This is a genomic window from Xanthomonas campestris pv. asclepiadis, assembly GCF_020784175.1.
Lineage (GTDB): Bacteria > Pseudomonadota > Gammaproteobacteria > Xanthomonadales > Xanthomonadaceae > Xanthomonas > Xanthomonas campestris_D.
The window spans coordinates 1-26,878 of sequence record NZ_JAJGQM010000025.1 but is presented as its reverse complement, the minus strand read 5'-3'; the positions used below and the strand labels follow the sequence as shown (position 1 = coordinate 26,878).

27 protein-coding genes, 2 other RNA genes and 1 pseudogene are annotated in these 26,878 nt (G+C 65.8%); 13 read left to right on the top strand and 17 right to left on the bottom strand.

Annotation, left to right across the window (positions count from 1 at the left end; all coding sequences use genetic code 11):
• Positions 1–239 precede the first annotated feature (239 nt).
• A complete protein-coding gene (locus LL972_RS12625; RefSeq protein WP_228327893.1) occupies positions 240–581 on the bottom strand; it encodes a hypothetical protein in 342 nt (113 codons plus the stop codon).
• Positions 582–703: 122 nt separating this feature from the next.
• Positions 704–1,879, bottom strand: a complete 1,176-nt coding sequence (locus tag LL972_RS12620; protein WP_228327892.1) for a thiolase family protein — start codon at positions 1,877–1,879, stop codon at positions 704–706.
• 186 nt (positions 1,880–2,065) lie between these two features.
• Here LL972_RS12620 and LL972_RS12615 point away from each other — a divergent pair, with 186 nt between their 5' ends.
• Positions 2,066–4,918 carry a S8 family serine peptidase gene (locus LL972_RS12615; protein ID WP_228327891.1) on the top strand — a complete coding sequence of 951 codons (2,853 nt, stop codon included), beginning with the start codon at positions 2,066–2,068 and terminating at the stop codon, positions 4,916–4,918.
• A 75-nt stretch (positions 4,919–4,993) separates the two neighbouring features.
• On the opposite strand, the gene LL972_RS12610 is transcribed toward LL972_RS12615, so the two are convergent.
• The 3 genes and pseudogenes from LL972_RS12610 to LL972_RS12600 all read right to left on the bottom strand — a co-directional run bounded on the left by LL972_RS12610 (position 4,994) and on the right by LL972_RS12600 (position 8,218).
• The gene (locus tag LL972_RS12610; protein ID WP_228327890.1) at positions 4,994–6,094 is read right to left on the bottom strand and encodes a Glu/Leu/Phe/Val dehydrogenase dimerization domain-containing protein; all 1,101 of its coding nucleotides are present in this window, start codon (positions 6,092–6,094) and stop codon (positions 4,994–4,996) included.
• 156 nt (positions 6,095–6,250) lie between these two features.
• Positions 6,251–7,501 (bottom strand): annotated as a pseudogene (locus LL972_RS12605) (2OG-Fe(II) oxygenase).
• A 189-nt stretch (positions 7,502–7,690) separates the two neighbouring features.
• Positions 7,691–8,218: a M48 family metallopeptidase gene (locus LL972_RS12600; RefSeq protein WP_228327889.1), complete on the bottom strand. Its 528-nt coding sequence runs from the start codon at positions 8,216–8,218 to the stop codon at positions 7,691–7,693.
• A gap of 177 nt (positions 8,219–8,395) precedes the next feature.
• On the opposite strand from LL972_RS12600, the gene LL972_RS12595 reads away from it, so the two are divergent.
• Positions 8,396–8,569, top strand: a complete 174-nt coding sequence (locus LL972_RS12595) for a DUF1328 domain-containing protein (RefSeq protein ID WP_003489471.1) — start codon at positions 8,396–8,398, stop codon at positions 8,567–8,569.
• Between the two features lie 173 nt (positions 8,570–8,742).
• Here LL972_RS12595 and LL972_RS12590 read toward each other — a convergent pair whose 3' ends face one another.
• Positions 8,743–8,997 carry a DUF2789 domain-containing protein gene (locus LL972_RS12590; RefSeq protein WP_228327888.1) on the bottom strand — a complete coding sequence of 85 codons (255 nt, stop codon included), beginning with the start codon at positions 8,995–8,997 and terminating at the stop codon, positions 8,743–8,745.
• Between the two features lie 131 nt (positions 8,998–9,128).
• Between LL972_RS12590 and LL972_RS12585 the strand changes: the two genes are divergently transcribed.
• Positions 9,129–9,395, top strand: coding sequence for a DksA/TraR family C4-type zinc finger protein (locus LL972_RS12585; protein WP_024938007.1), 267 nt, complete (start codon positions 9,129–9,131; stop codon positions 9,393–9,395).
• Positions 9,396–9,554: 159 nt separating this feature from the next.
• On the opposite strand, the gene LL972_RS12580 is transcribed toward LL972_RS12585, so the two are convergent.
• The 3 genes from LL972_RS12580 to LL972_RS12570 all read right to left on the bottom strand — a co-directional run bounded on the left by LL972_RS12580 (position 9,555) and on the right by LL972_RS12570 (position 10,827).
• Positions 9,555–10,148 (bottom strand): mechanosensitive ion channel family protein, encoded by a 594-nt coding sequence (locus LL972_RS12580; RefSeq protein ID WP_039530084.1) that lies wholly within the window; start codon positions 10,146–10,148, stop codon positions 9,555–9,557.
• A 232-nt stretch (positions 10,149–10,380) separates the two neighbouring features.
• The gene (locus LL972_RS12575; protein ID WP_228327887.1) at positions 10,381–10,629 is read right to left on the bottom strand and encodes a hypothetical protein; all 249 of its coding nucleotides are present in this window, start codon (positions 10,627–10,629) and stop codon (positions 10,381–10,383) included.
• Positions 10,630–10,752: 123 nt separating this feature from the next.
• Positions 10,753–10,827, bottom strand: a non-coding RNA gene (locus LL972_RS12570) — sX9 sRNA.
• 131 nt (positions 10,828–10,958) lie between these two features.
• Between LL972_RS12570 and LL972_RS12565 the strand changes: the two genes are divergently transcribed.
• The 3 genes from LL972_RS12565 to LL972_RS12555 are packed head-to-tail and all read left to right on the top strand — an operon-like array spanning position 10,959 to position 12,972.
• A complete protein-coding gene (locus tag LL972_RS12565; RefSeq protein ID WP_053045282.1) occupies positions 10,959–11,546 on the top strand; it encodes an RNA polymerase sigma factor in 588 nt (195 codons plus the stop codon).
• Positions 11,543–12,076 (top strand): hypothetical protein, encoded by a 534-nt coding sequence (locus LL972_RS12560; protein ID WP_228327886.1) that lies wholly within the window; start codon positions 11,543–11,545, stop codon positions 12,074–12,076. The genes LL972_RS12565 and LL972_RS12560 overlap by 4 nt, the downstream gene beginning before the upstream one ends.
• Positions 12,077–12,087: 11 nt before the next feature.
• The gene (locus LL972_RS12555) at positions 12,088–12,972 is read left to right on the top strand and encodes a DUF4097 family beta strand repeat-containing protein (RefSeq protein WP_228327885.1); all 885 of its coding nucleotides are present in this window, start codon (positions 12,088–12,090) and stop codon (positions 12,970–12,972) included.
• Between the two features lie 83 nt (positions 12,973–13,055).
• Here LL972_RS12555 and LL972_RS12550 read toward each other — a convergent pair whose 3' ends face one another.
• The 4 genes from LL972_RS12550 to LL972_RS12535 form a co-directional block, all read right to left on the bottom strand.
• The gene (locus tag LL972_RS12550; protein WP_010366034.1) at positions 13,056–13,241 is read right to left on the bottom strand and encodes a hypothetical protein; all 186 of its coding nucleotides are present in this window, start codon (positions 13,239–13,241) and stop codon (positions 13,056–13,058) included.
• A gap of 189 nt (positions 13,242–13,430) precedes the next feature.
• Positions 13,431–14,807, bottom strand: coding sequence for an Hsp70 family protein (locus LL972_RS12545; RefSeq protein WP_228327884.1), 1,377 nt, complete (start codon positions 14,805–14,807; stop codon positions 13,431–13,433).
• Between the two features lie 124 nt (positions 14,808–14,931).
• Positions 14,932–15,405 carry an FKBP-type peptidyl-prolyl cis-trans isomerase gene (locus LL972_RS12540; RefSeq protein WP_228327883.1) on the bottom strand — a complete coding sequence of 158 codons (474 nt, stop codon included), beginning with the start codon at positions 15,403–15,405 and terminating at the stop codon, positions 14,932–14,934.
• Between the two features lie 287 nt (positions 15,406–15,692).
• Positions 15,693–16,727, bottom strand: a complete 1,035-nt coding sequence (locus LL972_RS12535) for a cation diffusion facilitator family transporter (RefSeq protein WP_228327882.1) — start codon at positions 16,725–16,727, stop codon at positions 15,693–15,695.
• 115 nt (positions 16,728–16,842) lie between these two features.
• Here LL972_RS12535 and LL972_RS12530 point away from each other — a divergent pair, with 115 nt between their 5' ends.
• Positions 16,843–17,178, top strand: a complete 336-nt coding sequence (locus LL972_RS12530) for a zinc ribbon domain-containing protein YjdM (protein ID WP_016904453.1) — start codon at positions 16,843–16,845, stop codon at positions 17,176–17,178.
• A 117-nt stretch (positions 17,179–17,295) separates the two neighbouring features.
• On the opposite strand, the gene LL972_RS12525 is transcribed toward LL972_RS12530, so the two are convergent.
• The 4 genes from LL972_RS12525 to LL972_RS12510 form a co-directional block, all read right to left on the bottom strand.
• Positions 17,296–18,084 (bottom strand): hypothetical protein, encoded by a 789-nt coding sequence (locus LL972_RS12525; RefSeq protein WP_228327881.1) that lies wholly within the window; start codon positions 18,082–18,084, stop codon positions 17,296–17,298.
• A 230-nt stretch (positions 18,085–18,314) separates the two neighbouring features.
• Positions 18,315–19,370: a L,D-transpeptidase gene (locus tag LL972_RS12520; RefSeq protein WP_323134216.1), complete on the bottom strand. Its 1,056-nt coding sequence runs from the start codon at positions 19,368–19,370 to the stop codon at positions 18,315–18,317.
• Between the two features lie 379 nt (positions 19,371–19,749).
• Positions 19,750–19,825: non-coding RNA, sX9 sRNA (locus LL972_RS12515), on the bottom strand.
• Positions 19,826–19,886: 61 nt separating this feature from the next.
• On the bottom strand, positions 19,887–20,981 hold the full coding sequence (locus tag LL972_RS12510; RefSeq protein WP_228327879.1) for an alkene reductase: 1,095 nt from the start codon (positions 20,979–20,981) through the stop codon (positions 19,887–19,889).
• Between the two features lie 247 nt (positions 20,982–21,228).
• Between LL972_RS12510 and LL972_RS12505 the strand changes: the two genes are divergently transcribed.
• From LL972_RS12505 to LL972_RS12480, 6 genes are all read left to right on the top strand, one after another.
• A complete protein-coding gene (locus LL972_RS12505) occupies positions 21,229–22,437 on the top strand; it encodes an MFS transporter (protein ID WP_228327878.1) in 1,209 nt (402 codons plus the stop codon).
• Between the two features lie 569 nt (positions 22,438–23,006).
• Complete coding sequence (locus tag LL972_RS12500; RefSeq protein ID WP_228327877.1) at positions 23,007–23,462, top strand: PA2169 family four-helix-bundle protein; 456 nt, start codon at positions 23,007–23,009, stop codon at positions 23,460–23,462.
• Between the two features lie 254 nt (positions 23,463–23,716).
• A complete protein-coding gene (gene thpR, locus LL972_RS12495; RefSeq protein WP_228327876.1) occupies positions 23,717–24,319 on the top strand; it encodes an RNA 2',3'-cyclic phosphodiesterase in 603 nt (200 codons plus the stop codon).
• Between the two features lie 34 nt (positions 24,320–24,353).
• The gene (locus LL972_RS12490; RefSeq protein WP_228327875.1) at positions 24,354–24,962 is read left to right on the top strand and encodes an HD domain-containing protein; all 609 of its coding nucleotides are present in this window, start codon (positions 24,354–24,356) and stop codon (positions 24,960–24,962) included.
• Between the two features lie 62 nt (positions 24,963–25,024).
• A complete protein-coding gene (locus LL972_RS12485) occupies positions 25,025–25,207 on the top strand; it encodes an oxidoreductase-like domain-containing protein (protein WP_228327874.1) in 183 nt (60 codons plus the stop codon).
• Between the two features lie 69 nt (positions 25,208–25,276).
• Positions 25,277–26,650, top strand: a complete 1,374-nt coding sequence (locus tag LL972_RS12480) for an AcvB/VirJ family lysyl-phosphatidylglycerol hydrolase (RefSeq protein ID WP_228327873.1) — start codon at positions 25,277–25,279, stop codon at positions 26,648–26,650.
• The last annotated feature ends 228 nt before the right edge of the window (positions 26,651–26,878 follow it).

Sequence of the window (26,878 nt, the reverse complement as noted above, 5' to 3'; positions counted from 1 at the left end):
GGGTGGTCCTGTTCCTGTTCCGGTGTTGGAAGGCGGAGCTTAGGCACGGACCGATGCAGCCGGCGTCAATGCGCTGCCGGCCATTCAGCCAATAGGCGGCATGCGCCGTACACGCCCCAACATGGCGCGGCTTCGACGATCGGGCAATGATGCAGTCCAGTCGTCGGTCAATCGCAGGCAAAGAAAAAGCCGCTGGAAACCAGCGGCTTTCTCCGAACTCGCTTGGAGCTAAGAAGTGATTACTTCTTGGCTTCTTCGGCGGTGTCCTTGGCAGCTTCGGCGGTGTCTTCAGCCGTCTTGGCAGCGTCGGCAGCCTGGTCAGCAGCAGCGTCGGTGGCGGCGCCGGAAGCAGCCTGGGCAGCGTCAGCAGCGGTGTCAGCCGAAGAAGCGGCGGTGTTGGCAGCAGCCTGAGCGGCGTCAGCCGACTGCGAGCCCGAGGCAGCAGCCTGGTCAGCAGCGGTCTGAGCGTCGGCAGCAGCTTCGTTAGCCGAAGCAGCAGCGTCCTGAGCCTGTTCCGGCTTCGAGCAAGCGGTCAGGGCCAGGCCCAGAGCCATTGCGATCAGCAGCTTGTTAATGGTCATTGTTTCAATCCTCGTCGTTAGATTAGGCAACGCGCTATTGCGCGCCCCCGACATGATGACGGTCCAAAGACCAGTGTCAAGCGTACGCGCATTCAGTTTTGCAAAATCGCCGTTAAAAACAATTAAATCAATTCGATAGCGATGGCAGTGGCTTCGCCGCCGCCGATGCACAGCGTCGCGATTCCGCGCTTGCCACCGCGTGTGCGCAACGCATTCACCAATGTCACCACCAGGCGGGCGCCGGATGCGCCGATCGGATGCCCCAAGGCGCAGGCACCGCCGTTGACGTTGACCTTGTCGTGCGAAATGCCCAGCTCGGCGATCGGCGTCATCGCCACCACCGCAAATGCTTCGTTGATTTCGAACAGATCCACTTCGTCCAATTGCCAGCCGATCTTGCCGATCAAGCTCTGGATCGCAGCGACCGGCGCGGTGGTGAACCACTCAGGTTCCTGCGAGTGGGTGACATGCCCCACGATGCGCGCCAACGGTGCGATACCACGCCGTTGCGCCTCGTCTGCGCGCATCAGCACGGTGATCGCCGCGCCATCGGAGATGCTCGACGAGCTGGCGGCGGTGACGCTGCCATCTTTCTTGAAGGCCGGCTTCAGGGTCGGGATCTTGGCGATGTCGGATTTGCCCGGTTGCTCGTCGCTGTCGACGACCACCTCGCCCTTGCGCGTGGCCACCGTGACCGGAACGATTTCATCGGCGAACGCGCCGCTGCGCTGCGCAGCCTGCGCGCGTTCGACCGAGGCGATCGCAAAGGCATCCTGATCGGCGCGGCTGAAACCGAACTTCTCGGCAGTGGCCTCGCCGAACACGCCCATCGCCTGGCCGTCGTAGGGATTGGTCAGGCCATCCCAGGCCATGTGGTCGACCGCCTGGAAGTTGCCGTAACGGTTGCCGGTGCGCGAGTTGGGCAGCAGATGCGGCGCGTTGCTCATCGACTCCATGCCGCCGGCGACCACGATGCTGGCCGAGCCGGCCTTGATCAGATCGTGTCCGAACATGATCGCCTTCATGCCCGAGCCGCACACCTTGTTGATGGTGGTGGCGCCGGTGGAGGTGGGGATGCCTGCGGCAATCGCCGCCTGACGTGCGGGCGCCTGGCCCAGGTTGGCCGGCAGGACGCAGCCAACGATGACTTCTGAAATGTCGGCCGGCGCGACGCCGGACTGCGCCAGCGCGCCACGGATCGCAGTGGCGGCGAGCGTCGGCGCCGGCACACCGTTGAATTGACCAAGGAACGAGCCGATGGCAGTGCGTTTGGCAGCAACGATGACGATGTCGGACATAAAGGAGATACCGTTTAAAGTGAAACGATTATCTGCCTCATGGTCGGTTCGCGCCAGCACGCCCCAGGCGCTGCGACATTCGCCACGCAATTAGCTGCGACAGCCGTGTGAGGATGCAGTATAAAGACGGCGTTCGGGCCCGGGATTGGGCCCTATCCATGGAATGGGTTCGGGGAGAACATCCAAATGAAGAAGACAGACGTCGCCAGGACTGTCCTGGCCTCGGCGTTGGCCGTGGCATTGACCGCGTGTGGCGGCGGTGGTGGGGGCGGTGGTATCCGTCCGAGCACACCGACGGCACCGCCACCCACGTCGCCACCGCCGCCACCGCCGCCGACTTCACCGCCGCCTCCGCCTCCGCCGGTGGTCGCACCGCCGACCACGCCGGAGCCTGCAATCGATGCGCATCTGACGCTGACCAATGCACGTGCTGCGCAGGCGCTGGGGTTCACCGGTGCGGGATACCGCATCGGCGTGATCGATACCGGCATCAATACCAATCATCCGGCCTTGCAGGGACGGGTCAGCGACAGCTTCATCTATGTGGATCCGCGCACGAACAATGTCGCCGCGGGCGATGTGGTGGGCCACGGCACCGTCGTGGCGCAATTGGCGGCCGGGCGTGCAGTAGGCCAGTGGCCGGGCGGCATCGCCAGCGGCGCCGGCCTGGTGTCGGCACGCATCATCAGCGACGAAGCGCCGGACGACGATGGCAGCGGCGAAGGCAACGAGGTCGACGGCCCGCTTGGCCTGGGTCCGGTGCATGCCGATCTGATCAGCGCAGGCGTGCGCATCATGAACAATTCGTGGGGCGGGCTGTATTGGAACGACCCGGCGGTGACCAATCAGATTGCGCAGGAATACCGGCCGTTCGTCATCGGCAACGATGGCTTGGTGGTGTTCGCATCGGGTAATGAATCCAGATCGCAACCGTCCGATACCGCCGCGCTGCCCAGCCAGCTGGGCCCGAACGGCACACTGCCGGCCGCCGATCTGGAGCGCGGCTGGCTGGTCGTCGCTGCGCTGGATACCGCCAATCCCACGCAGCTGGCCTCGTACTCTAATGCCTGTGGCGTGGCGATGCGCTATTGCCTGGTGGCGCCGGGCACCTCGATGTTCCTCGACCCCGATGCGACCGCCAGCAATATCCGCTACTTCTACGGCAGCGGCACCTCGTTTGCGGCGCCGTTGGTCTCCGGTGCGGCTGCGCTGGTGTGGCAGGCGTTTCCGTACTTCAGCAACGACCTGGTGCGGCAGACGCTTTTGGGAACGGCGACCGATCTGGGCGCGGCCGGTGTCGACCCGACCTTCGGCTACGGCCTGCTCGATGTCGGCAAGGCGGTGCTGGGGCCGGCGCGCTTCGATTGGGGCACGGTGAATGTCACCGTTGATGAGTTGCGCTCGACATGGGCAAACGACATCAGCGGTAGTGGCGGTTTGAACAAGAGCGGTTCCGGTACGCTGATACTGAGCAGCACCAACAACACATTCACCGGCGATACCCAGGTGCTGGACGGCACTTTGCAGACGGCCAGTCTGCAGAGCGCGCGCGTCGACATCGTCAATGGTGCGACGTTGATCGGAGCAGGCAGGATTGCCGGCACGGTTTCCAATAGATCGAGCACGCTGCAGGTCGGCGGCGCGGCTCTCACAATCGGCGGTAACTATACCCAGGGCGAAGACGGGCGCCTGGCGTTGAATGTCGGCGACCGCTTGAACGTGACAGGAACCGCGAGTATCGCTGGCGACCTGCAGGTGCTCGGCCGCCGCGATTACGTCGTCAACAACACGACCTACACGTTGCTGCAAGCAAACGGAGGGCTACAGGGGACATTCGGTTCGCTCACTAACGGGCCTGCAGTCACCTTCCTCGACGCCACATTGAGTTATGACAGCAACAATGCTTACATTTCGCTGCAGCGCATGGATGTAACCGCGGTCGCCGCGTCTCTTGGCGCGATCGGTACTGCGTCAATGGATTCGGCAATCCGCGTCGAGCAGGCGTTCCAGCAGGTGGATGCGCAGCAACTGCAGGGCACTGGCGGCATCAGCAGCGGGTTCATCCGCGCCGCAGCGGCGTTGCAGCAGTCGCCGGATGCCAAGGCTGCCGCCGATTCGCTGCGCAGTCTGTCCGGCCGTGCGCATGCCGAGTCGGCAGCGATGACCTTCGACACCATCGATCTGGGCAGGCGTGCGTTGGCCGCGCATTTCGATGGGGTATCGCAGCAGCCGCGCATGCTGGGCGTCTGGCAGCGTGTGCTGGGCGGGCCGGGCGAGGGTGGGGTGACCACCGCGGGATTCGCCACTTCCGGCTGGATGATGGGCAATGACCTGCGCCTGGCGTCTGGCGCAGTCACCGGCTTCGCCTTCGGCGAAACGCGCTCCAACAGCCTGGGCGATCTGGACGGTGCACGCGGGCGCGATCGGCAGGTGCAGGGGCAGCTGTACTGGGGCAACACGCTGGGCTCGGCGTACACGCTGAGCCAGTTGGGTTTCGGTAACGTCAACCGGCAGATCGAGCGCAGCCTGCAGTTGGGCGAAGAGCGCAGCAGTGCCTTCAGCGACTACAGCGGCAGTTATCTCAGCGGCAACCTGGAAACCGGATATCGCTTGGGTGGCGCGCGCGCCAGCCTGACGCCCTACATGGGCCTGGATTACGTGCGTCTGCGCAGCGAAGGATTCCGCGAAAGCGGTGGCGACGGCTTCGGCTTGCGTGCCGATGCCAGCACCTCCTCGCGCACCCAGGTGCTGGCCGGCGTGCGTTCGGCCTATCGCTGGCGCGGCGTGCAACTCGGCGGTTATGCCGAATGGCAGCAGGCGTTGAGCAGCGAAGGCCTGATGCTCGATGCCAGCTTCATCGGCGTGGATGCATGGGCGCCATTGCGCGGCATGCAGCCGGCGCGCTCGGGTGGGCTGTTCGGCATCACCGCGGCCGCGCCGTTGGGACAGCAGAGCCAGTTGCGTTTTGGCTATGACCAGCGGCTGGGCGAGCGCGGTGACGATCGCGCGCTGAGCCTGCGCTACAGCGCCGATTTCTGATCGGCGCGTTGCATGGGGAACGTTGGTGTGTGATCGCTAGTTCACCTGTCTAGGCAACGTGCCTGGGCAGGTGGATCACTCGCCGCGCAGCTTGTGCAGAAAGCGCGGTGCGGTGCGGCCCAGCGGCAGTTTGAGCTGGCTGATGGCCTCGATCCGCGCCTCGGCAATCTGGTCGGCCGCCTGCTGCGGCGCGACGCCCAGGCGGGTGGACAGGTCGAACACCTTTTCCAGGTTGTGATAGATGCTGCGGATCAGGCGCATTGCGCGTTCGCGGTTGTAGCCGTCGATCTCCAGCGACACATTCATCACGCCGCCGGCATTGACCACGTAATCGGGCGCATACAGGATGCCGCGCTTGTGCAGCTCTTCGCCGATGGCGGCGCTGGCAAGCTGGTTGTTGGCGGTGCCACAGATGATCTTGGCCTTCAGCCGCGGCAACGTGTCTTCGTTGATCGCCCCTTCCAGCGCGCACGGTGCGAACACATCGGCCGGCACCTGGTAAATTTCCTCGATGCTGACCGCTTCGGCACCGTATTCGGCCACTGCGCGGTCCACCAGCGCCGGGTTCAGATCGGCCACATAGAGTTTGGCGCCGCGTTCCTTGAGCAGTTTCACCAGCTCCATGCCGATATGGCCCAAGCCCTGGATCGCGATGCTGGCCTTGCCGACTTCCTCGTGACCGAGCCTGCGATTGAGCGAGGCCATCAGTGCCTGCAATGCGCCATAGGCGGTGAACGGGGCCGGGTCTCCGGAGCCGCGGTGCACCTGGTGGACGCCGGTGACGTACTCGCTCTCCAGATAGATCTGTTCCATGTCGTTGACGTCGGTGCCGACGTCCTCGGAGGTGATGTAGCGCCCGCCCAGGGTGTCGACAAAGCGACCGAATGCGCGAAACAGCGCCTCGCTCTTGTCGCTTTTGGGGTCGCCGATGATCACCGCCTTGCCGCCGCCGACATTCAATCCTGCCAGCGCGTTCTTGTAGGTCATGGTGCGGCTGAGTCGCAGCGCATCGTTGAGCGCCGCCTCGCTATTGGGATAGGGGCGCATGCGCACGCCACCCAGCGCAGGCCCGAGACGGGTGCTGTGCAAGGCGATGATCGCTTTCAGGCCGGCGTCGCGGTTGTGACAGAAAATCACCTGCTCGTGGCCGGTGGTGTCGAGGGTTTCGAAAAGCATCGAAGGCTCCGCGGGGGCTGCGTGATGTGCCTTCCCTGAGGCCGGGCCGGAACCCGTGCAATGGGAAACAAAAACGCGACGTCTGCAGACCCTGTCCGATCACGTCGCGCTGCAACATTTTAAACCACGTCGGCGGGGGCTGGTGTATGAATCTGTTCACCAATGCCGATAGCGCCGCTGCCGGAACCACAGGGTTCCCAGCCATTTGCTCCCTGCGCTGACCGGCAGGCCGGCATGCAGCGAGTCGGGGTCGGGGCGGCCATCGGCATGCAGATTGTCAAAGCACACCACCGACCCGGCGCGCGGAGTGACGCGCACGCCCGCGACCGGGAAGTCGGTGTCGCCTCCCGCGTCGACGTCGTTGAGGTAGACGCAGGCGGTGCGCAGGCGATTGCCGGCAGTGGGGCGGTCCGCGGCAATCGTGCCGGGCGGCAGATAGTCGCGATGCGCGCGGTACTGCTCACCCGGCGCTTAGCACAGCACCGACAGCGCTTCGGCATGGGACAAGGGCAGCTGCGCGCAGGCCGCCACGCGCGCCTGCGCCGCACGCGCGGCAAAGTCTTCGAGGATCGGATCCAGCGTTGCGCCACGGCTGGTGCGGATCGGCGCGCGGCGCGTGCTGGCATCGGTGGGGTCGACCACCTGGGAGGCGCGCAGGTGCGGCCGCGCCAGCAACATCAACAAGCGGCACTCGTCGGCAGACAGCACGCCGGAGACTTCTTCGATCACGGGCGCGTCGTGGCGGCGCGTCGCGATGTGTCGGGCAGCGAAACCGATGCGCTGGTCGTCGCCGCCCGGATCCGGTGGCGTGATCCGCACGGCGGGCGGCGCGGCGATACCCAGCGGTTGCAATTGCCGCAGCAACTGCGCTGCGGCGTCGGGTTGCTGTGGGACGCCTTCGCCGCGCAGCAGGCGCTCGGCCAGTAGCGCGGCAGCCAGTGCGTCACCAGCTGCCGCGGCACGCTCCAGCAAGGCAACGCAGTTGCGTTGCTGCGCGGGGTGATCGATGCGGCCGTGCTGGATGGCCAGCGCGCGCAGCGCAGGCGGGTAGTTGGCTGCGGCCGCTGCGTGCAAGCGGGATTCCGCCTGCGTGTCGAGCATCAATGGGGCGTCGGTAACGGCCACGGTCGCCAACAGATAGCGCGCTGCCGCCACATCCTGGCGTTCGGCCTGCTGCCAGTGGGTCAGCGCCTGGGCCACGTCCACCTCGCACCCGACACCGTAGGCCAGCATGCGGCCGGCTTCGATCTGCGCGCTGGCGTCGCCTGCGGCCGCACTACGCGTGTACCAGTCCAGCGCCTGCTCGGCCTGCCCCATGCGCACCAACGCATGTGCCAACGCCGCCATTGCTGCAGGTTGCGCGGTCTGCGCGGCATCGGTGAGTTGCTGGAGGGACGGTGCCTGCATGGCCGCATTCTAGGAGAGGCCGGCACCCCTGTCGTGCCTGACCTCGGGCGGGCGCGGATGCTGCCCAAGGCAAGGTGGAGGGCAGCATTGCCGAAGATCAGCGCAGCTCGTTCGTACCGACCTGGCGACTGGCCGCCACGGACTGGCCACGACATTGCCGCCGCCCCGCCTTCGCTTTCCGGTGCGCGATCAGGCGTCCGTGGACAGCGCCAGGTGGGTCAGATACAGGCGCAGGTCGAACTCCAGTTGGTGGTAGTCCGGGCTCATGTGGTTGCACAGCTGGTAGAAGGCCTTGTTGTGATCGGCTTCCTTCAGATGCGCCAGCTCGTGAGCGACGATCATCTGCAGAAACGGTTCGGGCGCATCGCGGAAGATCGAGGCGATGCGGATCTCGCGGCTGGCCTTGAGTCGGCTGCCGTGGACGCGCGAGATCGCCGTGTGCGTGCCCAGTGCATGTTTCACCACCTGCAGATGGTTGTCGTAGAGCGCCTTGTGCAGGGTTGGCGAGGAGCGCATGTAGCGCTCCTTCATGGCCTTGACGTAGTCGTACAGCTGCCGGTCGCTGCGGATGCCGTGGCGATCCGGGTAGCGGCGTGCCAGCACCAGGGCGAGTTTGTCCTGTGCGATCAGCTCGCGCACCTGATCCAGGACGGCGGCCGGGTAACCGGCGAGGTAGCGAAGAGTGTCCATGCCAATCGATTGCTGCGAGGTGCGCATGATCGCCGATGCGGACGCCGCTGGCGACTCTGCACGCGCGAATGTGGCGTTATGTGTCAGGCGTATTCACGAATGCGGCACATCCGGATGCGTAGCGTGCAGCGCATGTTTTGCGGCATGACCGCGCAAGCACACGATTGAAAACACGGCACCGTGCCGGATGAGGAGACAACAAACATGATCAAGTGGGCCATTATTTTCGCCATCATCGGACTGATTGCCGGTGCGCTCGGCTTCGGCGGCATGGCAGGCGCTGCGATGGGAATTGCCAAGTTCCTGTTCTGGGCCGGCATCATCATCGCCATCGTGCTGTTCGTGCTCGGCATGACGATCGCCAAGAAGGTGACCTGACGCCCGAGGCGTGCGTCGGTATGCGGTTCGCATGCCGGCTACATCGCCCGGAATGCAAAGGAGCGGCCAGTGGCCGCTCCTTTTTTGTTACTGCAAGCTAATCACCCAACACAATGACAAGCGGGGCCGCGAGCGAGGTCTAGCGCAGGGCACTCGCTGCGTCCTTGCGCGACTCAGACGCCGGTGTCTTCGGCAGTGGTGTGCAGGGCGATATTGAGTTGATCGATGGTCACGATCCAGTCGGCATCGTCGAGGCGCTCTTCACGTAATAGCTGTGCCTGTGCCGGCGTCCAGAAGGGGGCTTCCTCCAGGCGCATATCGCCCGGCAGCGGAGAGTGTTCATCGATGAAGTTGCGAATACTGACTTCATCCGATGGCAGGCCCAACTGGGCGAATAGTTCGGAGAACGGGTGGACGTGTTGTTCCATTGCGACTTCCTCGAAGAATGCGGATGGGCGGATGCTAAAGCACCTGATTTGAGCGCACTGTGCACGTTTGGCTTGGATTTGCCCGTGCGCATGCCCATATTCCAGGTCTGAGCAGACAAGCCGAGGCGAATATGGCGACCGGATGGGCAGGTGATGGGGCGGTGCAGGACCAGATCGATGCGACCGTCGAGGATGCGATCAAGCGCGCGCGGAGCCAGCTGCATCAGGGCCCGAGCCTGACTCACTGCGAGGAGTGCGATGCACCCATCCCCGAGGCGCGCCGCAAGGCAGTGCCGGGCGTGCACCTGTGCGTGAACTGTCAGCAGGCGCATGACCAGGAGCAGGCGGCGCAAGGGGGCTACAACCGTCGTGGCAGCAAGGACAGCCAGCTGCGTTGATTGCCACGCGTCTTCAAAGTAACCGGCAAACGACTGCGCTTGCCGCCAGGCGGGCGCGGCGATTGATCGGGCCTGCATGCGGCATTCGCGCGTCGCGTCCTTGTAGGCACCGACCGAGTCACCCGACAATGGCTGATGACGTCTTGTCCGCCGCCGCCCTCAGTTGGCGTTGAAGTGGCTGGTCTCGCGCCAACGGCGCGTGGTGCGCTGGAAGAACAGGCTGTTGGGAACCTGCAGCACGCTACCGGCGTGATCGCCGGTTTCTTCCAGGGTCGTGTAGATCACATTGATGTCGATCACCCGGCCCTTCAGGCCGGGCTTGTCGCCGCCTTCCAGCAGTTCGATATGGTCGTGCAGGCGGAACGGGCGCGTGGTGATGATCAGGAAGGTGCAGAAGATATTGGACAGCACGCTCCATGCCGCGAAGAACGCCACCGCACCGACCGCCGCGAATCCGGTGAACGCGGTCCACAAGGTGCCGCTGGAGACGCCCAGCACGTTCAGTACCGTCAGCACCGCAGTGACGGAAATGACGAAGCTGCCCACGCGACGGATACCGATCATCATTTCTGCCGGCAGGCTGTAGCGCGTACACAGGCGGCGCAGCACTTGCCGCAGCAGTAATCGAACCAGCGCGGCAACGGTGAGGATCAGCACGATCTGAACCGTCAGCACTGCCACGGTCAGCCACTGCGGATTCCAGTGCGGCAGCAGGCTACGGATCATGGTGGGCAAAGCGTCGGACGCGGACATCAGATCGTGCAGGTTCACAGAGAACACCCATTGTAACGGGGGCGTCATTGCACAGCTGGTGCGCGGGGTAAACGCGCACTCAGCGATGGCGGCAGCGAGATTGATTCAAGGGTGCTGCGATGGATTGCGGCACCATAGCTGTGCGTGGCCGGGGCGCTCGTTGCCATGCGCATCGATGGAGGCCAACACGGCGATACAGCAGCGACCGAATCCATGATGACGCTGCAACCGGTCAACGCGTTGAACTGCGGCCATGCGCGGACAACGCGACAACGCGCCGCCACAGCTGCTCGGCGCGGCGCACCGGCAACCAGTGCGCCGGTGAGTTCAGCTCGACGCATGACAGCCGCGTCGACGGCAGGTGCAGCAGGCAGGCCTGCAGGCGCGCAGGCATCAGCGTGAGCTGCACTGCATCCATCGGCAGCGGGGCCGGGCACTGGGTGGAGCACAGGCTCAGCAGTATTCCGAGAACATGCGGCATGGCGACGTCCGATCAGGGGGCCTGCGCCTGGAGCGGCCAACGGCCGTGCTCCCGGCAAACGATGCGGCGCAGGATTGCGCCATCGCAGGCTTGGATGCGGCGGCCGGCGAAAAGGTTTAGAGCGGCCCAAAAGGGAGCGAGCAGTCGTCAGGCGGATGCGGACGGCACGCTCGGAACCGGGGTGTACGAGTGGTCCATGTCGATTCCGAGCACCGGCAAGGCCCGCCGGGCGGCGGCGCAGTAGGTTTGTCGGCCGCTCCTGGAACCGTGCTCGAAAAATACCTGGGCGCGGTTTAAACCTTTGCGCTGCCCGGCGCATCGAAGTGGATATGCTCGACACCTCCATGCCCATCGATGCCTCAGCTTGTGACGGTCCGGCCGGACGCGACGACGCGGCGCTGGCGCGTTCTGCCGCAGGCGGCGATCGCACCGCCTACGAGGCCATCTATCGCCGTCATGCGCCGCGCCTGTATGCGGTGGTGTGGCGGTTGTGCGGGGGCAATGCGGCGCGTGCCGACGATGTGCTGCAGGAGACCTTCATTGCCGCGTGGAAGGCCTTGCCGCAATTCCGCTTCCAGAGCGCGCTGGGTACCTGGCTGCACCGGCTAGCCGTCAATACGGCCCTGATGGAGCTGCGTGCGCGCTCGGTTGCGGGCGATCAGATGGTGGACGATGCCGATGGCGAGATCCTCGCTGCCATTCCAGGTGTCGCAGCCTGCCAGGCCACCCAGATGGATCTGGAGCGCGCGCTGGAAACCCTGCCGCCGCGCGCACGCGCGGTACTGGTGTTGCACGACATCGAAGGCTGGAAACATCAGGAAATTGCCGACGAACTGCAGATGGCGGTCGGCAGCTCCAAGGCGCAACTGCATCGCGCGCGCGGCCTGCTGCGCGTGCGGCTGGGAGATATCGCATGAATCACGATCCGCTTGATCCGCACGCAACCGATGACGCCGCGTTGTCCGCGCGTCTGCGTGCGTTGCCGCAACAACGTCAGCCACCGGCGCAGCTCTGGGAGCGCATCGCGCCCGCACTGACGCCGCACACCAATGTGGTTGCCCTGCAGCCGCGCCGCCAGCGTGCCTGGGCCTGGCCCGCGTTCGGTGTGGCGCTTGCTGCTGCGCTGGCCGTGGTGGCGATCGTGCCAGGGCTCGATCGCTCGACCCAGGCGCCAGCGCCAGCGTCGGCACGCCCTGGCCTGGTGGCGCAGGCACAGGCAATGGCCGGGCAGTACCAGCAGGCCATCGATGCAGTGCCGGTGCAGCAGGTGCCGGCCGATCTGCGCCCGGCGCTGGCCGAGCTGGACCAGAGTGCGCAGGCCATCCACGCCGCCATCGCGCAGAGTCCGCGCTCTGCATTCCTGTTGTCGCAGCTGCAACGCACCTATGCCAAGCGCCTGCAACTGACCCGTCTTGCCTCGCAGGGCGAGACGTCCTTTCCAAGCTGAGGAGCATGCCCATGCGTTACGCCCATTTATCCATGTTGTTGCTGGTTGCGTTTTGCGCACTGCCGGCGGCAGCGCAGACCACCGTGAAGCAAAGCCATCCGCTGACACGCGGCGGGCGCGTGGAACTGGACAACATTGCCGGGCAGATCCGCGTGCGCGGCTGGGACCGCGACGACGTGGCGCTGACCGGCACCCTGGGCGAAGGGCAACGCCTGGAGGTGGATGAAAGTCCGGACCGGCTGCAGTTCGAGGTGATCTACCCGCGTAACAACCGCAACAGCAAGGGCGCCCAACTGGAACTGCGGGTCCCGCGCGCCGCGCTGCTGGAGGTGGAGGCGGTGAGTGCCTCGGTGGATGTCGATCAGGTCGATCTGGCGCGGTTGCAGCTCAAGTCGGTCAGCGGTGATGTGGTCGCAGCCGGACGCGCCAGGGAAGCGCAACTGGAAACCGTCAGCGGCGCGCTGCGCAGCACGCTGGCCAGCGGACGGCTGAGCCTGGGCACGGTCAGCGGGCAGATCGATGCGCCGGCCGGTGCCAGCGGGGTGGTGTCGGTCGAGTCGGTCTCCGGCCAGATCCGGGTCGGCGCGGGGCAGGTGTCGCAGCTGCGCGCCGAGAGCGTGTCCGGAGCGACGGCGCTGACGGTGACCGGTCTGGCGCCCGGCGGCAGCATCGCTGCGGAGAGCGTCAGTGGCGCGATCGCTCTGGGCATGCCGCGCACCGTGTCGGCAGCGCTGCAGGTGGAGGTGTTCAGTGGCGACATCCGCTCGGTGGCCGGGCAGGTGGAGCGGCCGGAGTACGGGCCGGGCAAGAGCCTGAGAGCCAGGCTGGGATCCGGTAATGGCGACATCAAGCTGGAATCGCATTCCGGCTCGGTCCGCATCGATTACGGCAACTAAGCGCCTGCAATAGTCAGGACCGGAAACGAACGTGCCACCTTGCGGTGGCACGTCGGTACAACGCTTCGGCTTGCGGGTAGCGCTTAGGCGATCTTGTCGCCGTCGTTACGTGCAGGGCCGAAGTTGGTGGTGAGCACTTCGATCCGGCCGCCGGTCTTGCGGAACGCGGCGATGTCGGCAGCGATGCGCTCACGACTGAGCGGCTGCGACTTGCCTTCGCTGCGAGCGATGCTGGGCTGGGATTTCTGCTTGGTCGCGGGACGTGCCATGTGGCCTCCTGTAGCGGGGAAGTGCAATGACACCGCGTGCGGCTAGGGTGGCGCGCGCGGAAGCGGTGTCGAGAGGTGCGGTCGCGTTCGGTGCGCAATCGCGGTGGCACGGCAAGCGTGCCTTGCTGACAAGACGGCTAAGCGCCACGCAGCAACCGTGCATTATAAGGGATGCGGGCGCAGGTTGCCTTAACCGGCCGACGGACGGGCCCCGGCGGCCGCTGCCCAGGCCAGGCCCTGCACCACGCCGAAGGACGGATCGCCCTGCACCAGGCGCGATTCGGGGAACGCGGCTGCCACCGTGTCGCGGATATAGCCGGCACGCGACATGCCGCCGGTCAGGAACAGCGTGGCAGGCGGGGCGTCCAAGTCGGCACGGACCTGCGCAAGCAAGCCTTCCAGTTCGCCCAGATAGTTGGAAGCGGACGCAACCAGCGCGCTGGCCTGCACCTCCACCTCCAGCCCGCGTTCGATGAAGTCCAGCCCGGCCTGGTGCCGGTCGTGCGCGCTGAGCGCGATCTTGCAGGCTTCCACGCCGCGGTAGAGGCGCGCGGTGTTGCCGGTGTCCTGCAGCGCCTGCAGGCGCTTGTCGAACGGTGCGGGGACGTCCTGGTACTTGTGCAGGCGGAATTCGCGCTGGCGGGTCATGTCCTGCACCATCGCCGCTTCCACGTAGTGATGGGTCGGCACGCGGGTGATGCCGCGGCCGAACAGCGGCATGTAGGCGGCCAGGCTCAGCGCCAGATCGATGTCGGTACCGCCGCGCGCGATGCCCCAGGCACGGTGCACCTGCGGCGCGGCGCTGCCGCCGACGCTGGCATGGGCGATGTCGGTGGTGCCGCCGCCGATGTCCACCACCACGGTGTCGTGACGGCTGCCGTGACTGACGTGGTAATGCATCGCCGCCGCTGCGGGTTCTTCGAGGAAATCCACCTGGTCGAAGCCGGCAGCGATCGCGGCGGTCTGCAGGATTTCCAGCGCCTGCGTGTTGCCGGCCTCGCCGATGGAACTGCGGAACTGCACCGGGCGGCCCAGCGTGGCGCTGCGGATATTGATGTCGAACTGGCGCGAGGCGGTGAGCCGGATGTGCTCCAGCACGTGCGTGGCGATGCCGGTGATGGTCTGGCGCGCACGCGGATGCAGGTTGTAGCCCAGCATCGATTTGGGGCTCTGCACCAGGCTGCCTTCGCCTTCCAGGAAGTACGCATCCAGCGCTTCGTCGCCATAGACCGCGTTCTGCAGCAGGGCGGCGGAGCTGCGCGGCTCGCGCACCTGCTCTTCCATCCATTGCCGGCGCACGATGCGGATCGCGTCGCGGCGCAGGCTCTCGTTGCTGGACGTTCGGGCGGCCGCGGCAGCGTCGCGACGGGCGGAGTCGATCAGCCGTTCGACCTCGTATTCCAGCGCCGGGGTCAGGCTGAAATCGTCCGGGTCGCGCATGGTCTCGGGGAAATACACCGTGGTGCGGAACTGCAAGGCCTCGCCGAAGCGCACCGGCACTACCTGGCCATCGACGATCGCCGCAGCGGCGGAATTGCTGGTACCGAAGTCGATGCCGAGTTTCATGCGGACGGGCCTGTGAGCGGGCCGCGCACTTTACTACTTCTGCCGCCGGCGACGCCCATTGCCCCGCGTTCGGACGTCGCAGCAAGCGACGTGCCGCATGCCCGCCGGCACGCGGCACGCAGGGTCAGGCCGCGATGCTGGCGACCTGGCCTTCGTTCAGTTCCTCGGTGGTGGCTTCGCGCACGTCGATGACTTCGACCGCAAAGTGCAGGGTCTGCCCGGCCAGCGGATGGTTGCCGTCGACGGTGACCTGCTCCGGGCCGACCTCGGTGACGGTGACCAGCACCGGGCCCTGCTGCGTGCGCGCCTCGAACTGCACACCCGGCACGACCTCGACATCGGTCGGGAATGCATCGCGCGGAACCTGCTGGATCAGCTGCGCGTGGCGCGGCCCGTAGCCTTGTTCGGGCACCACGTCGGCAGTGAGGGTCTCGCCGGTGCGCTTGCCGTCCAGTGCCTGTTCCAGGCCGGGCACGATGTTGCCGGCGCCGTGCAGATAGCTCAATGGTGTGTCCGGCGTCGAACGGTCCAGGACCTGGCCGCTGTCGTCGGAAAGGGTGTAATGAATGGTCGCAACGCGACCCTGGCTGATTTCCATTGGAAACCTCCATGACGGTGATCGAGTGGGATGCGTCGGCTGACTCACGACGCCAAGTGGTGGTGCCCGCATACCGTAGGCAATCGACCGGGATGATGCAACCGCAGCCGGGGCGGCGGTTATGGCGAGGATCAGCTTGGTGGTGACGATGTCACCTTTGCCATGCAATTGATGCTTGCGCGGTGCGTCAGTGTTCGAATGTGAGCCGGTCGATGCGCGTCACGTTGCAGCATTGGGCTGCATCGTAGTGTGCCGCGTTGCGCGATGCAGGCGATCCATGGCCTGCGCTAATCCTGCTCGGCGCCCCGTTCGATCTGGGCGCGGCGCGCGTGCCAGGTTTCCGGCGTCTGCGGCTTGATGAATAGCGCGGTGAGCTCGGGGTGCTGACGCTTGGCGGCCGCTTCGATGCGCCCGACGCAGGCTTCGATCTGTGGCGTGGTGCGGCTGTCTTCGAACTCGGCGCTCAACGCGGCAACCACCTGGTTCGGGCCCATCTGCATGGTCAGTACGCCGTTGGCGGCGCGCACATCCGGATCGCTGGCGGCAATGCGCAGCAGCGATTCGGTGACGTGCGCATGCGCGGGTTCGCCGATCAGCAGGCCCTTGGTTTCGCGCGCCAACAGGAATGCGGTAAAAGCCAGCACGCAAGCGATGCCGATCGAGGCGATGCCATCGAGTTCGGGCATGTCCAGCAGCTGCGCGCCGGCCAGGCCCAGCACCGCCATGAACAAGCCGATCAAGGCGGCGCTATCTTCGAGCAACACGGTGAACGTGCTGGGGTCCTTGCTTTGCCGAAACGCCTGGAAATACCCCATGCGGCCCTTCTTGGCGCGGAACTCGCGCAGCGCCACCACCCAGGAAATGCCTTCGAACACGATCGACACGCCGAGCACGATGTAGGCGAGCAGATGGCTCTTGGCCGGCTCGGGATTGCGCAGATGCACGATGCCCTCGTACAGCGACACGCCTGCGCCCATCGCGAATACCAATAGCGCAACGATGAAACTCCAGAAGTACAGCTCGCGCCCGTAACCGAACGGATGGGTCGGCGAGGGGGCCTGCGCCGCGCGGCGCAGGCCGTACAGCAGCAACACTTCGTTGACGGTGTCCACCAGCGAGTGCACGCCTTCGCTGAGCATCGCCGAGCTGCCCGAAATGCCTGCGGCGATGAATTTTGCGATCGCGATGGCAAGGTTGCCGGCCAGCGCGACATAGACGACCAGATGCGAGCCAGTTTTCTTTGCCGCGCCAGGTTCGCCAGCCGTAGGCGCGGTGGATCCTGGCGCAGCGCCGGGGGCTTGGGGAACCGATGGGTTGGGCACGTGCGACCTGCAGGGCATTCGACAAGCGCTGCACTATCGCGCCGGCGCCGTGCCGGAGACGTGATCGCGCGGCCGGGGCGCTACAATCCACGCCCGTTTTGAACCTAGGAATCGCATGTCTTCCGTTCCCGCCTGCCCGCAATGTGGCCTGGACAATACCTATGCCGATGGCGCGTTGCTGATTTGCGCAGACTGCGGCTTCGAATGGAGCGCGGGCGAGTCCGCCGCGGCTGCGACGGTGGTGCGCGACAGCAACGGCAACCTGCTGCAGGCCGGCGACACGGTGACCGTGATCAAGGACCTGAAGGTCAAGGGCTCATCGATTCCGCTCAAGCAGGGCACGCTAATCCGCAACATCCGCCTGGTCGAGGACGATGCCGAGCACATCGAAGGCAATTCGGAAAAGATCAAGGGCCTGGTGCTGAAGACCTGTTTCCTGCGCAAGGCGTGAGCCGAGTGCGGAAGCAGCAACACCGCCCGCAGCGTGTGTAGGAGCGCGCTTGCGCGCGATGAGGCATGTTCGATAACGCTTCATCGCGCACAAGCGCGCTCCTGCGTTGCGGGACGCTCAATCGCGCGGATACACCGCCGCCACTGTGCAACTCTGGCGCATCCGCGCGGCCAGGCCGCCACGCGTGGTGCTCAGATCGCCCTGCTGGCCGGATCCGGCAGCCGCGCCGGCAAGCGCCATTTCGTCGAGCACATCGACCTTGTCGCCGGGATTGCCGCAGATCGCATTCAGGCCCATGCCGGAGACGAAGCGGATCGGCGGCGCGCCGCTGAGTTCGCGGCAGCTGTCCATCAGTTCGACACGGTAGTGGCGATGCGTGCCGGGGTGACGTGGCGAGACTTCCACCACCAGGCCCTGGCCGTCTTCCGACCACGAGCGCAGCATGCTGGGATTGAAGCAGTAGCTGGACGAGCCGGCGAAATTGCGCCGGCGCGCTTCGCGCACGCTGACCCCGTCCAGGGTCGGGATGCCGCTGTCGCGTTGTCGTGCCGCACTGGCGTATTCGCGCGCACTCAGCGTGGCGATCTGGCTGACCGCGCAGTGCTGCTGGCCCGAGCGCACGTAAGCCGGCGCACCGTTGCAGACCCAGCCGTGCGCCGCCAGTAGGCTCGCATCGGCTTGCGCGGCCAGTTGCGGGCAGTCCTGCGCCAGACTGATGCGGAACAGCCGCCCGCCCTGTTCGGCCACTGCCAGCGTGCGCGGATCGGCTTGATGCAGCTCCGTTACCTTGCGCGCATCCAGGCACTTGGCGTTCGGTGCGGCAGGGCGCAGCGGCTCGGCCGCTGCCGTTGATGAGGCGCCACCGACCAGCGTGCCGCCGAGCAGAACCGCAGTGAGTAGACGCATCACGCACATCCTTGGCAATGAGGTATTGCCACATCATCTGCCAAGCAAGCCGCGCTGACAATCGCACCAATGCGCGCCGTGTCGTGCGTTCAACAACACCGGGCGGGCGGCCCGCGTGGGGCACCCCCAGCGCAGACGAGCGCATTGCCGATGCTGAGCTGCAACCATGTGCGCGCAACCTGATGCGCACCTCGTACCTTGCCGCTGTGATAACGCTGCGCAGCTGGCGCTCAGGGTGCCTCGGGCGGGTCCGAATCCAGCACCTGCAGCTTGCCGCCGGTGGTTTCGGGAAGGATGCGTTGATCGGTGGCGACCAGCACCACGCCAGGCGTCAACAGCGGCAGCAGGCCGGCCAGGAATGCCGGCGGTACCTGCAGCCGGGCTATGGTGTCGGCATCCAGCGGCTGTCCTGCCGCGGCATTGCTGCCGGGGATGCCGATGCGCATCCAGTTGGGCATGCGTTGACTGGGCAGGCCAGGCACCTCGCCAGGCAGGAAGCCCTGGCCGACGATGAACGCCTGCGTGCCCAGCGGCGCGGCACCTGTCTGTGCGCGCAATGCCACTTGCGCGCGTCCGATTTCCACGCCATTGCGATACACCACCAGTTGCTGATCGCTGCTGCTGACCAGCATCGAGATCGGGCCGGTGGGTGCCAGCTCCGGCTGCCATGCAAAGCTCTGGCCGTTGGGCAGCGGCAGCAATGCCCGCTGCGCGCCGGTGGCCGGGTCGATCGGGCTGAGCGCGCGGGGATGCACCACCGCGTCCGCGTCCACACCGGCCTGCGCAACCACCACCACCATGCCCATGTTGGAATTGTCGAACAGCAGCCGCGCGAATTCCGACGGCAGATGCACGCAGCCATGCGATTCCGGGTAACCGGGCAGGCCGCCTGCGTGCAGGGCCACGCCGTCCCAGGTCAGGCGCTGCTGATACGGCATGGGCGCGGCGTTGTAGAGATTGGAGCGGTGGTCCTTGTCCTTCTGCAGGATGGTGAACACACCGGTCGGTGTCTCGTGCCCGGGCTTGCCGGAGCTGATGGTGGACACGCCGATCAGGATGCCGTTGCGATACGCATACGCGCGTTGCTCGGTGAGGCTGACAATCACCGCCATCGGCCCCCAGCCCTTGCTGACGCCGCCCCAGATCCATTCGCCCGGCTTGAGGTCGGCCGGCGCCGTTTCGGCAGGGCTGGACTGGCGCGCGCCCCAGAACGGCACCGCAAGCGCTGGCCCGCAGACCAGCAGCGTGCAAAAAACAATGGCAGTGAGCAGGGGCCGCATCGGCATTCCAGAGAGCAGTGTCGGCACGATCCTAGCGGGGCCGGGTGTACGCGTCATGTGGTTGCTACCGGGATGGCTACGTTGCGAAGGCATCCGCGTCGCGAGGGGGCGTGCTGTGTACGCGTTTGCGTATTCGCCGAGCCCAAGGCGCAACACACGCACAAGCGCCTGGCCTTGCGCGCCGGTTCAACGATTGTCTTGGCAGATGCACGAGGACCGCCGCATTGCGCGGGCGATCGGGCAAGGGATGCGTATCGCGCTTGCACGAGACGCCGGGCCGGCGACGTGCTCAGGTCCAACGTGCGCGTGCGGACCGGTCGATCCGATACGGCAGCTGCGCTCGCTCGATGCCGAGCGCAGCCGCTGTGGCGGCGAGACTTGGAGCGACTGACAAAATCTAACGATCAGTCGTCAGGTGGTTGCGGACGGCGCGCAGCAACCGGAATGTACGCGTGGTACATCCCGATTCCAGACATCGGCCGCGCCCGCCTGGCGGTGAGCGCAGGCGTCTTGCAGCCGCGCTCAGTTCGGCAGGGCGGGGTAGTCGGTGTAGCCCTTGGCACCGCCGCCGTACAGGGTGGCCTGGTCGAGCTCGGCCAGCGGGGCGTTCTCGTGCAGGCGACGCACCAGATCCGGGTTGGCGATGAACGGCCGGCCGAAGGCGATCGCATCGGCGTAACCGCTGTTGATGGCGTGGTCGGACAGCGCCTTGTCGTAGCTGTTGTTGGCGATCCAAGCGCCGTCGAACTTTGCGCGCAGCGCGGCATAGTCGAAGGCGACGTTGTCGCGCGCACCGCCGGTTGCGCCTTCGATCACGTGCACGAAAGCCAGCCCGCCGATCAGGTTGAGACGCTCCACCGCACGTTCGAACAGCGGCTGCGGATCGGAGTCGTGCATGCCGTACACCGGTGTGACCGGCGACAGCCGCACACCGGTGCGCTCAGCGCCGATCTCGTCGGCGATCGCCTGCACCACTTCGGTCAGCAGGCGGGTGCGGTTTTCGATGTCGCCGCCGTACGCGTCGGTGCGCCGGTTGGAGCCGTCCCGCAGGAACTGGTCGAGCAGATAGCCATTGGCCGCATGCACTTCCACGCCGTCGAAACCGGCATCGATGGCGTTGCGCGCGGCGATGCGGTAGTCCTCGATCAGGGCGGGGATTTCGTCCAGCGCCAGCGCACGCGGCTCGGAGACATCCTGGAAGCCGTCCTTGGTGTAGGTCTTACCTTCGGCGCGGATGGCGCTGGGCGCGACCGGCGATTCGCCCGGTGGCAGCACGCTGGTGTGCGAGACGCGGCCCACATGCCATAGCTGCAACACGATCTTGCCGCCACGGCGATGCACTTCATCGGTGACCGCACGCCAGCCCTGGACCTGCTCGGCGGTGTGGATGCCGGGCGTATCCAGGTAGCCCTGACCCAGCGGGCTGATCTGCGTGCCTTCGGCCACGATCAGGCCGGCACTGGCGCGTTGGCCGTAGTACTCGGCGGCGAGCGGCGAGGGCACCTGCCCGGCTGCGGCGCGATTGCGCGTCAGCGGCGCCATGATCACGCGGTTGGCAAGATCCAGCGCGCCCAGGCGCACCGGGGAGAACAACGGGGATTCAGTGGATGTGGACATCAGCAACCAATTGGGTGTGGATCACGCGCCGTGCGCGACACCGCGCCGATCGCGAGTGCCCCCTAGCGATGGTGGCGGACCAAAGCGGATTCGAGCGATAGCGATAGGACACAGCGTCTCCCGTTGCAACGAAATTGGCCAAACTGTGATGTGCTGGGGGACTGGCGCTGAATCGCAGCGGGCGCCGTGCTTTCGCCGGCTGCTGCATTGCACAATAATAAGTCGCCCCGTCATCCTGGAGTCGGGCATGTCCGATACTGATCTTTCAACACCGCACGTGTCCCGGCGCGACTACGTACTGATCCTGTTTGCGTTGGCGATGGGCGGCTTTGCGATCGGCATCAGCGAATTCTCCACCATGGGCCTGATGACCCAGATCGCGCACGGCCTGCAGATCAGCGAGCCGCAGGTTGGCCACGTGATCAGCGCCTATGCACTGGGTGTGGTGGTCGGTGCACCGTTGCTGGCGATTGTTGGCGCGCGCTGGCCGCGGCGCACCTTGTTGCTGCTGTTGATGGTGTTCTACGCGCTGGGCAATCTTGCCAGTGCATTGGCACCGAGCTATCACACGATGTTGCTGTGCCGGTTCATCGCCGGCTTGCCGCATGGCGCGTATTTCGGCGTCGCCTCATTGGTGGCCGCATCGATCAGCCCGCCCAACCAACGCGCCACTGCGGTGGGTCGGGTGTTACTGGGCCTGAGCATCGCCTTGCTGGTGGGCAATCCGTTGGCGACCTGGCTGGGCCAGATCGTGAGCTGGCGTTGGGCCTATGCGGCGGTGTCGGTGCTTGCGTTGTGCACGGTTGCGGCAGTGGCGTCGCGCTTGCCGCCTGCGCCGGACGAGCCGCGGCAACAGCCGTTGCGTGAGCTGCGCGCGTTCAATCAACCGCAGGTGTGGCTGGCCCTGGCGATCGGCGCAGTGGGTTTTTCCGGCATGTTCTGCGTCTTCAGTTATCTGGCGCCCACCCTGACCGCAGTGACCGGCGTGGCGCCGGCGCGGATCCCGCTGGCGATGGTGGCGTTCGGTGTCGGCGGCGTGCTCGGCAGCATCCTGGGCGGCTGGCTGTTCGATCGTATGCAGTTCCGTGCGGTGCCGGTGTTGCTGGTGTGGTCGGTGGTGGTGATGCTGACCTTCCCGTTGGCCGCGCAGTCGGGCCTGTGGGTATTTGTGTCGATCGTGGCGGTCGGCACCATGGGCGCCCTGGCCCCCGCACTGCAGACGCGGCTGATGGATGTGGCCGCAGAGGCGCAGACCCTGGCGGCGGCGTCCAACCATGCCGCGTTCAATACCGCCAATGCGCTGGGCCCATGGCTGGGTGGCATGGCGATTATGGCCGGGTGGGGCTGGACTTCGACCGGCTACGTGGGTGCGGCCACCGCGCTGGGCGGGTTGCTGGTGTACGCCCTGGCGGCCTGGCAGGAACGCCGGCAGCGCACGGCGTTGGCGAGCTGCTAGCGGGTTGCCGGTTTCATACTGCATGGTGCAGTGGCAGTGATGAGTGCCAGCGTCGGTAAATGTCGTGCCTGTTGCGACGCAGTTGCGCATGCAGGACGCCGGACTCCATCTACGGCCAACTCACAACCGGACATCGAAACTGCATGCTCCACTGCAAGCGGACCGTACAGCCATGACCGACTTCACGCCACCGCCATGGAAGCGTCCGAAACCCAAGGGTAAGTCCGCGTCCACGCCGCTGACCGCTGCCCAAAAAGCCGCTGCCAGACAACGTGCGGAGGAGGCTGGTCGGCCGTATCCCAACCTGGTCGACAATATGTGGGCGAGCCGGCAACCGAAGCAGGGTTGACCTGTTCTTGGCATCGATGAATCGCCATTCATTGCTTGCATGATCGCGTGAGGACAATCGCCACATCACTCACATGTCGATTATGTGTGTCACGCCAAGCTAAGGCCGTACACAACGCCAAGGCATGCAATCAATACATCGATTGCCTCATCCCCCGAAAGCCAGCGCAAGCGCATCTGTCACCCGCGCAGCGCTGGCCCATCGCAATCAGGAGCGACACATGAGCATTCAGAGCAAGACCGAGCATAGCCTCAACGACCTCATCGCCATTTCCCGCGACGGCAAGGACTTCTACGAGGAAGCCGCTGCCAAGGTGGGTGATGTGGAACTTGCAACGCTGTTCCGCCGCATCGCCGGCGTGAAGTCTGACATCGTCAGCAATCTGAGCAGCGTGGTTGCGTCGGTCGGTGGCAAGCCGGAAACCAGCGGCACCATGGTCGGCAGCATGCAGCAGTTTTACGGCAAGGTGCGTGCGACGCTGGGCGACACCAAGTATGGCTATGTTGCCGAGCTGGAAGAGTCTGAAGATCGTCTGCTGAAGGCATTCGACGAAACCATCGCCGACCAGGACACCCCGGCTGCCGCACGCGACGCCGCACTGCGTCTGCTGCCGGAAGTGCGCGCGTGTCATGACGTGATGCGTAACCGCAAGCATGCGATGAAGAGCGCCGCATAAACTGCGTGCGTGACCCAAGTGCATCCATGTGATGCAGCTTGCGGGGTAAACCGATAAAGGCGGAAACGGGTAGCGCGAGCTGCCCGTTTCTTTTTTGTGTCACACGTCGTCTGACACGCGGTGTTTGTTCCACGCATTGCGCGCGTTCCACGCTGGTGCATCGATGTTGAATGCGTGTCACGCACGCATCCGGTCTGCTAGTATCCGCCGCCCTTCTTCCGGCAGGTCCGCGTACGCGGTCGTGGAATCAGCCCATGCAACAGCAGTTCCTGTACCTGTCATCGGCCGAGGCGCAGTTGTCGCTTGGCCTTGGTGAGGAGAAGACCACCGAACGCCTGTTCTTTGCGGTGATGGCCGATGCGTCGACTGCCCAACGCGCCGCAGCGATCGCCGACGGGCTGCTGCATGGTGGTCATGTCGATGGCAAGCCGCTGGCGCGCGAGCGCTTGCATGTGACCTTGCATCATCTTGGCGATTACGCCGGCGGTTTGCCGCCGTCGTTGGTGAGCCGCGCCAGTCAGGCGGCCGCGCGCGTGGCAATGGATGCGTTCGCGGTGGAGTTCGATCGGGTGGGCACTTTCGGTGGACGACGTTCGCAGCTGCCCTGCGTGTTGCGTGGCGAAGACAAGGTGCGCGGGCTGTACGAATTGCAAGGCGCGCTGGGCCGACAACTGGCGCATGCGGGCATTGCCGGCGATGCGCAGTACACGCCGCATATGACGTTGCTGTATTGCAATCAGTCGTTGCCGCAACGGCGCTGCGAGACGCTGGCGTGGACGGTGCGCGAGTTCGCGCTGGTGCGCAGCTTTCTGGGTCAGTCGCGTTACCAGCTCGAAGGGCAATGGGCGCTGCGCTGATGCGCGGGCAGCTGCGTCGCGGTAGCCTGCGTGCATGGACGCCACCATCACACCACTGCCATTGCAGCCCGAGCACCTGGCCGCGCTTGAACAGGCCTATGCCAGGCCGCCGCGCGCCTATCACCACTTCGGACATGTGCGCGCGCTGCTGCAGCATTACGCCGAGGTCGCCGCCGGACCGGGCTGGCAGCAGCCGGTCGAAGTCTGGTTGGCGGTGCTGTTTCACGATGCGGTGTATCAACCCGGGCGCAGCGACAACGAGTCGGAATCCGCCAAGTGGGCGGTAGAATGCATCCCGCGCTGGTGGCCGCAGGCCTCGGTGGATCTGCAGCGCGTGCAGCACCTGATCCTGCTGACCGCACGCCATGGACAACTGCAGCCGGCGGATGTCGATGCCGAAGCGGCGTTGTTCCTGGATTGCGACATGGCGATCCTGGCCGCACCGGCGGCGGTGTTCGATGCCTACGACCAGGCCATTGCCGCCGAATACCGCAGGCATGTGCCCAGCCTGTTGTTCCGGCTCAACCGCAGGCGGTTTCTGGCCGGCCTGCTCGAGCGTCCGCGGATCTTTTTGAGCGACGACTTCCATGCGCGCTGCGACGCTGCGGCACGTGTCAATCTGCGGCGACGTCTGGGGCGCTGACCCGCCGCGCGGCGCGAGGCGGTTCATCCAGGCGCGGTGATGGCGCACGCTACAATGCGCACATGCACCACCGCGCCGCTCCCGATCATGATCCACGCCCGCAGCCGCCCGAGCCGCCTGCACCCAACGAGTGCTGCGAGAGCGGTTGCCCGTTGTGCGTCCACGATCTGTACGCAGAGGACCTGGCGCGCTACCGGCAGGCGTTGGCCGCCTGGGAAGCGCGTCAGCGAGCACATGCGCGATAAGCGAAGCGCCGCGCTTCGCGTGGCCGCCCGGAGCGATTATCTTTGAACCACTCTTTCCGATGGTGCGACATGCGACGACTTGAGATGTGGAGCGCGCTCTGCGGCGCGGCGATGTTGACGCTATCGGGCATGGCGGCTGCGCAGACCACGCAGCCAGTGAGCCACGGCCGCTTCGAGCAGGTGCCGGTGCTGATGCCCAAGGGCGAGCCGCAGCGCGTGGTGATCTGGCTGACCGGCACCGGCAACAACGTCAAGCGCCAGGCCCAGGCGGAAAGCCTGCGTGCCGATGGCGCGATGGTGGCGATGGTGGATACCGCGCATCTGTACGCGGTGCTGCGCAAGGCCGGCGGTACGTGCGCGTTCTCGGTCGGCGATGTCGAGAATTTTTCGCGTTACGTGCAGGCCTTCTACCACATCCCCACCTACCGCCTGCCGCTGCTGGTCGGCGACGGCGAGGGGGCTGCGCTGGCCTATGCGATCGGGGCGCAAGCCAAGCCGCATGTGCTGGCCGGCGTGCTGACCGATGGGTTATGCCCGGCGACGGTGTCCGATCAGGCTATCTGCCAGCCGGGCGTGCGCCCTGGCAGCAACACGCTGCTGCCAGTGCCGCTGCAGATTCCCTGGGTGCTCGCCGGCAGCCAGGACAAGCGTTGCCCGGCCGCGGCCGAAGACGGCTTCCTCAAGCAGGTGCCGCAGGCGCGCACGTTCACGCGGTCGGCGCAGGGCGACATCCTGCCGGGCCTACGCGCGGCGGCACGTTCGCTGGGAGAGCAGAAGGGCGTGGCACTGGCGCCGCCACCGGGCGGGCTGGAAGATCTGCCGGTGGTGGAAGTATCGGCCAAGCCGGACGGCGACAGCGACGACGACACCTTCGTGATCTTCGTCTCCGGCGATGGCGGCTGGGCGGGTCTGGACGAAGAGGTGGCCGATGCACTGGCCGCGCAAGGCATCCCGGTGGTCGGCCTGGATTCGCTGCGTTACTTCTGGACCGAGCGCACACCGCAGGGCTTTGCCACCGATCTGGATCGCATCGTGCGTTTCTATGCGCAGCGCTGGCAACGCCAGCGGGTGGTGCTGATCGGCTTCTCGCAGGGCGCGGACGTGTTGCCTGCCGCAATCAACAAGCTGCCGGCGCAGACCAAGCAGAACCTGCGCATGACCGCGCTGTTGTCGGTGGGCAAGCTGGCCGATTACGAATTCCACGTCAGCAACTGGCTGGGCTCGGACGACGAAGGCCTGCCGATTGCGCCGGAAGTGCAGCGACTGCCCGCCGGCACTACCGTGTGCATCTATGGGCAGGACGACCAGGATGCGCTCTGCCCAAGCCTGCCGGCGCAAGCCGCCAAGCGGGTCGCGCTGCCGGGTGATCACCACTTCAAGGGCGATTACGCGACCCTGGCCAAGCTGATCATGGAGCAGTTGCACGCGCTGTCGAAGCCATAAGCGCGCGGTGCATTTTTGACCCATGCGTCAGCCGACTCTCGGCCGACGCATGATCTGCAACCCAGTTGTCGCTTTTAGGTTCGGCCACCGACAGCAACCGGAGGTGCTTGCGCGCGTGCCGGTGTGGGACCTTGAGCGGCATGGATGCCGTGCCAGAGCCTTATCTGTTCGGATTCTGGCAGTTTGGGCGTCGAGAGCCGGCGTGGGCCACCGTGAGAGCCTGGATCG

Coding starts and splice junctions, on each gene's coding strand:
- LL972_RS12625 (WP_228327893.1), bottom strand. CDS start 581: ATGACCATTAACAAGCTGCTGATCGCAATGGCTCTGGGCCTGGCCCTG.
- LL972_RS12620 (WP_228327892.1), bottom strand. CDS start 1,879: ATGTCCGACATCGTCATCGTTGCTGCCAAACGCACTGCCATCGGCTCG.
- LL972_RS12615 (WP_228327891.1), top strand. CDS start 2,066: ATGAAGAAGACAGACGTCGCCAGGACTGTCCTGGCCTCGGCGTTGGCC.
- LL972_RS12610 (WP_228327890.1), bottom strand. CDS start 6,094: ATGCTTTTCGAAACCCTCGACACCACCGGCCACGAGCAGGTGATTTTC.
- LL972_RS12600 (WP_228327889.1), bottom strand. CDS start 8,218: ATGCGCACCTCGCAGCAATCGATTGGCATGGACACTCTTCGCTACCTC.
- LL972_RS12595 (WP_003489471.1), top strand. CDS start 8,396: ATGATCAAGTGGGCCATTATTTTCGCCATCATCGGACTGATTGCCGGT.
- LL972_RS12590 (WP_228327888.1), bottom strand. CDS start 8,997: ATGGAACAACACGTCCACCCGTTCTCCGAACTATTCGCCCAGTTGGGC.
- LL972_RS12585 (WP_024938007.1), top strand. CDS start 9,129: ATGGCGACCGGATGGGCAGGTGATGGGGCGGTGCAGGACCAGATCGAT.
- LL972_RS12580 (WP_039530084.1), bottom strand. CDS start 10,148: ATGTCCGCGTCCGACGCTTTGCCCACCATGATCCGTAGCCTGCTGCCG.
- LL972_RS12575 (WP_228327887.1), bottom strand. CDS start 10,629: ATGCCGCATGTTCTCGGAATACTGCTGAGCCTGTGCTCCACCCAGTGC.
- LL972_RS12565 (WP_053045282.1), top strand. CDS start 10,959: ATGCTCGACACCTCCATGCCCATCGATGCCTCAGCTTGTGACGGTCCG.
- LL972_RS12560 (WP_228327886.1), top strand. CDS start 11,543: ATGAATCACGATCCGCTTGATCCGCACGCAACCGATGACGCCGCGTTG.
- LL972_RS12555 (WP_228327885.1), top strand. CDS start 12,088: ATGCGTTACGCCCATTTATCCATGTTGTTGCTGGTTGCGTTTTGCGCA.
- LL972_RS12550 (WP_010366034.1), bottom strand. CDS start 13,241: ATGGCACGTCCCGCGACCAAGCAGAAATCCCAGCCCAGCATCGCTCGC.
- LL972_RS12545 (WP_228327884.1), bottom strand. CDS start 14,807: ATGAAACTCGGCATCGACTTCGGTACCAGCAATTCCGCCGCTGCGGCG.
- LL972_RS12540 (WP_228327883.1), bottom strand. CDS start 15,405: ATGGAAATCAGCCAGGGTCGCGTTGCGACCATTCATTACACCCTTTCC.
- LL972_RS12530 (WP_016904453.1), top strand. CDS start 16,843: ATGTCTTCCGTTCCCGCCTGCCCGCAATGTGGCCTGGACAATACCTAT.
- LL972_RS12525 (WP_228327881.1), bottom strand. CDS start 18,084: ATGCGTCTACTCACTGCGGTTCTGCTCGGCGGCACGCTGGTCGGTGGC.
- LL972_RS12520 (WP_323134216.1), bottom strand. CDS start 19,370: ATGCCGATGCGGCCCCTGCTCACTGCCATTGTTTTTTGCACGCTGCTG.
- LL972_RS12510 (WP_228327879.1), bottom strand. CDS start 20,981: ATGTCCACATCCACTGAATCCCCGTTGTTCTCCCCGGTGCGCCTGGGC.
- LL972_RS12505 (WP_228327878.1), top strand. CDS start 21,229: ATGTCCGATACTGATCTTTCAACACCGCACGTGTCCCGGCGCGACTAC.
- LL972_RS12500 (WP_228327877.1), top strand. CDS start 23,007: ATGAGCATTCAGAGCAAGACCGAGCATAGCCTCAACGACCTCATCGCC.
- thpR (WP_228327876.1), top strand. CDS start 23,717: ATGCAACAGCAGTTCCTGTACCTGTCATCGGCCGAGGCGCAGTTGTCG.
- LL972_RS12490 (WP_228327875.1), top strand. CDS start 24,354: ATGGACGCCACCATCACACCACTGCCATTGCAGCCCGAGCACCTGGCC.
- LL972_RS12485 (WP_228327874.1), top strand. CDS start 25,025: ATGCACCACCGCGCCGCTCCCGATCATGATCCACGCCCGCAGCCGCCC.
- LL972_RS12480 (WP_228327873.1), top strand. CDS start 25,277: ATGCGACGACTTGAGATGTGGAGCGCGCTCTGCGGCGCGGCGATGTTG.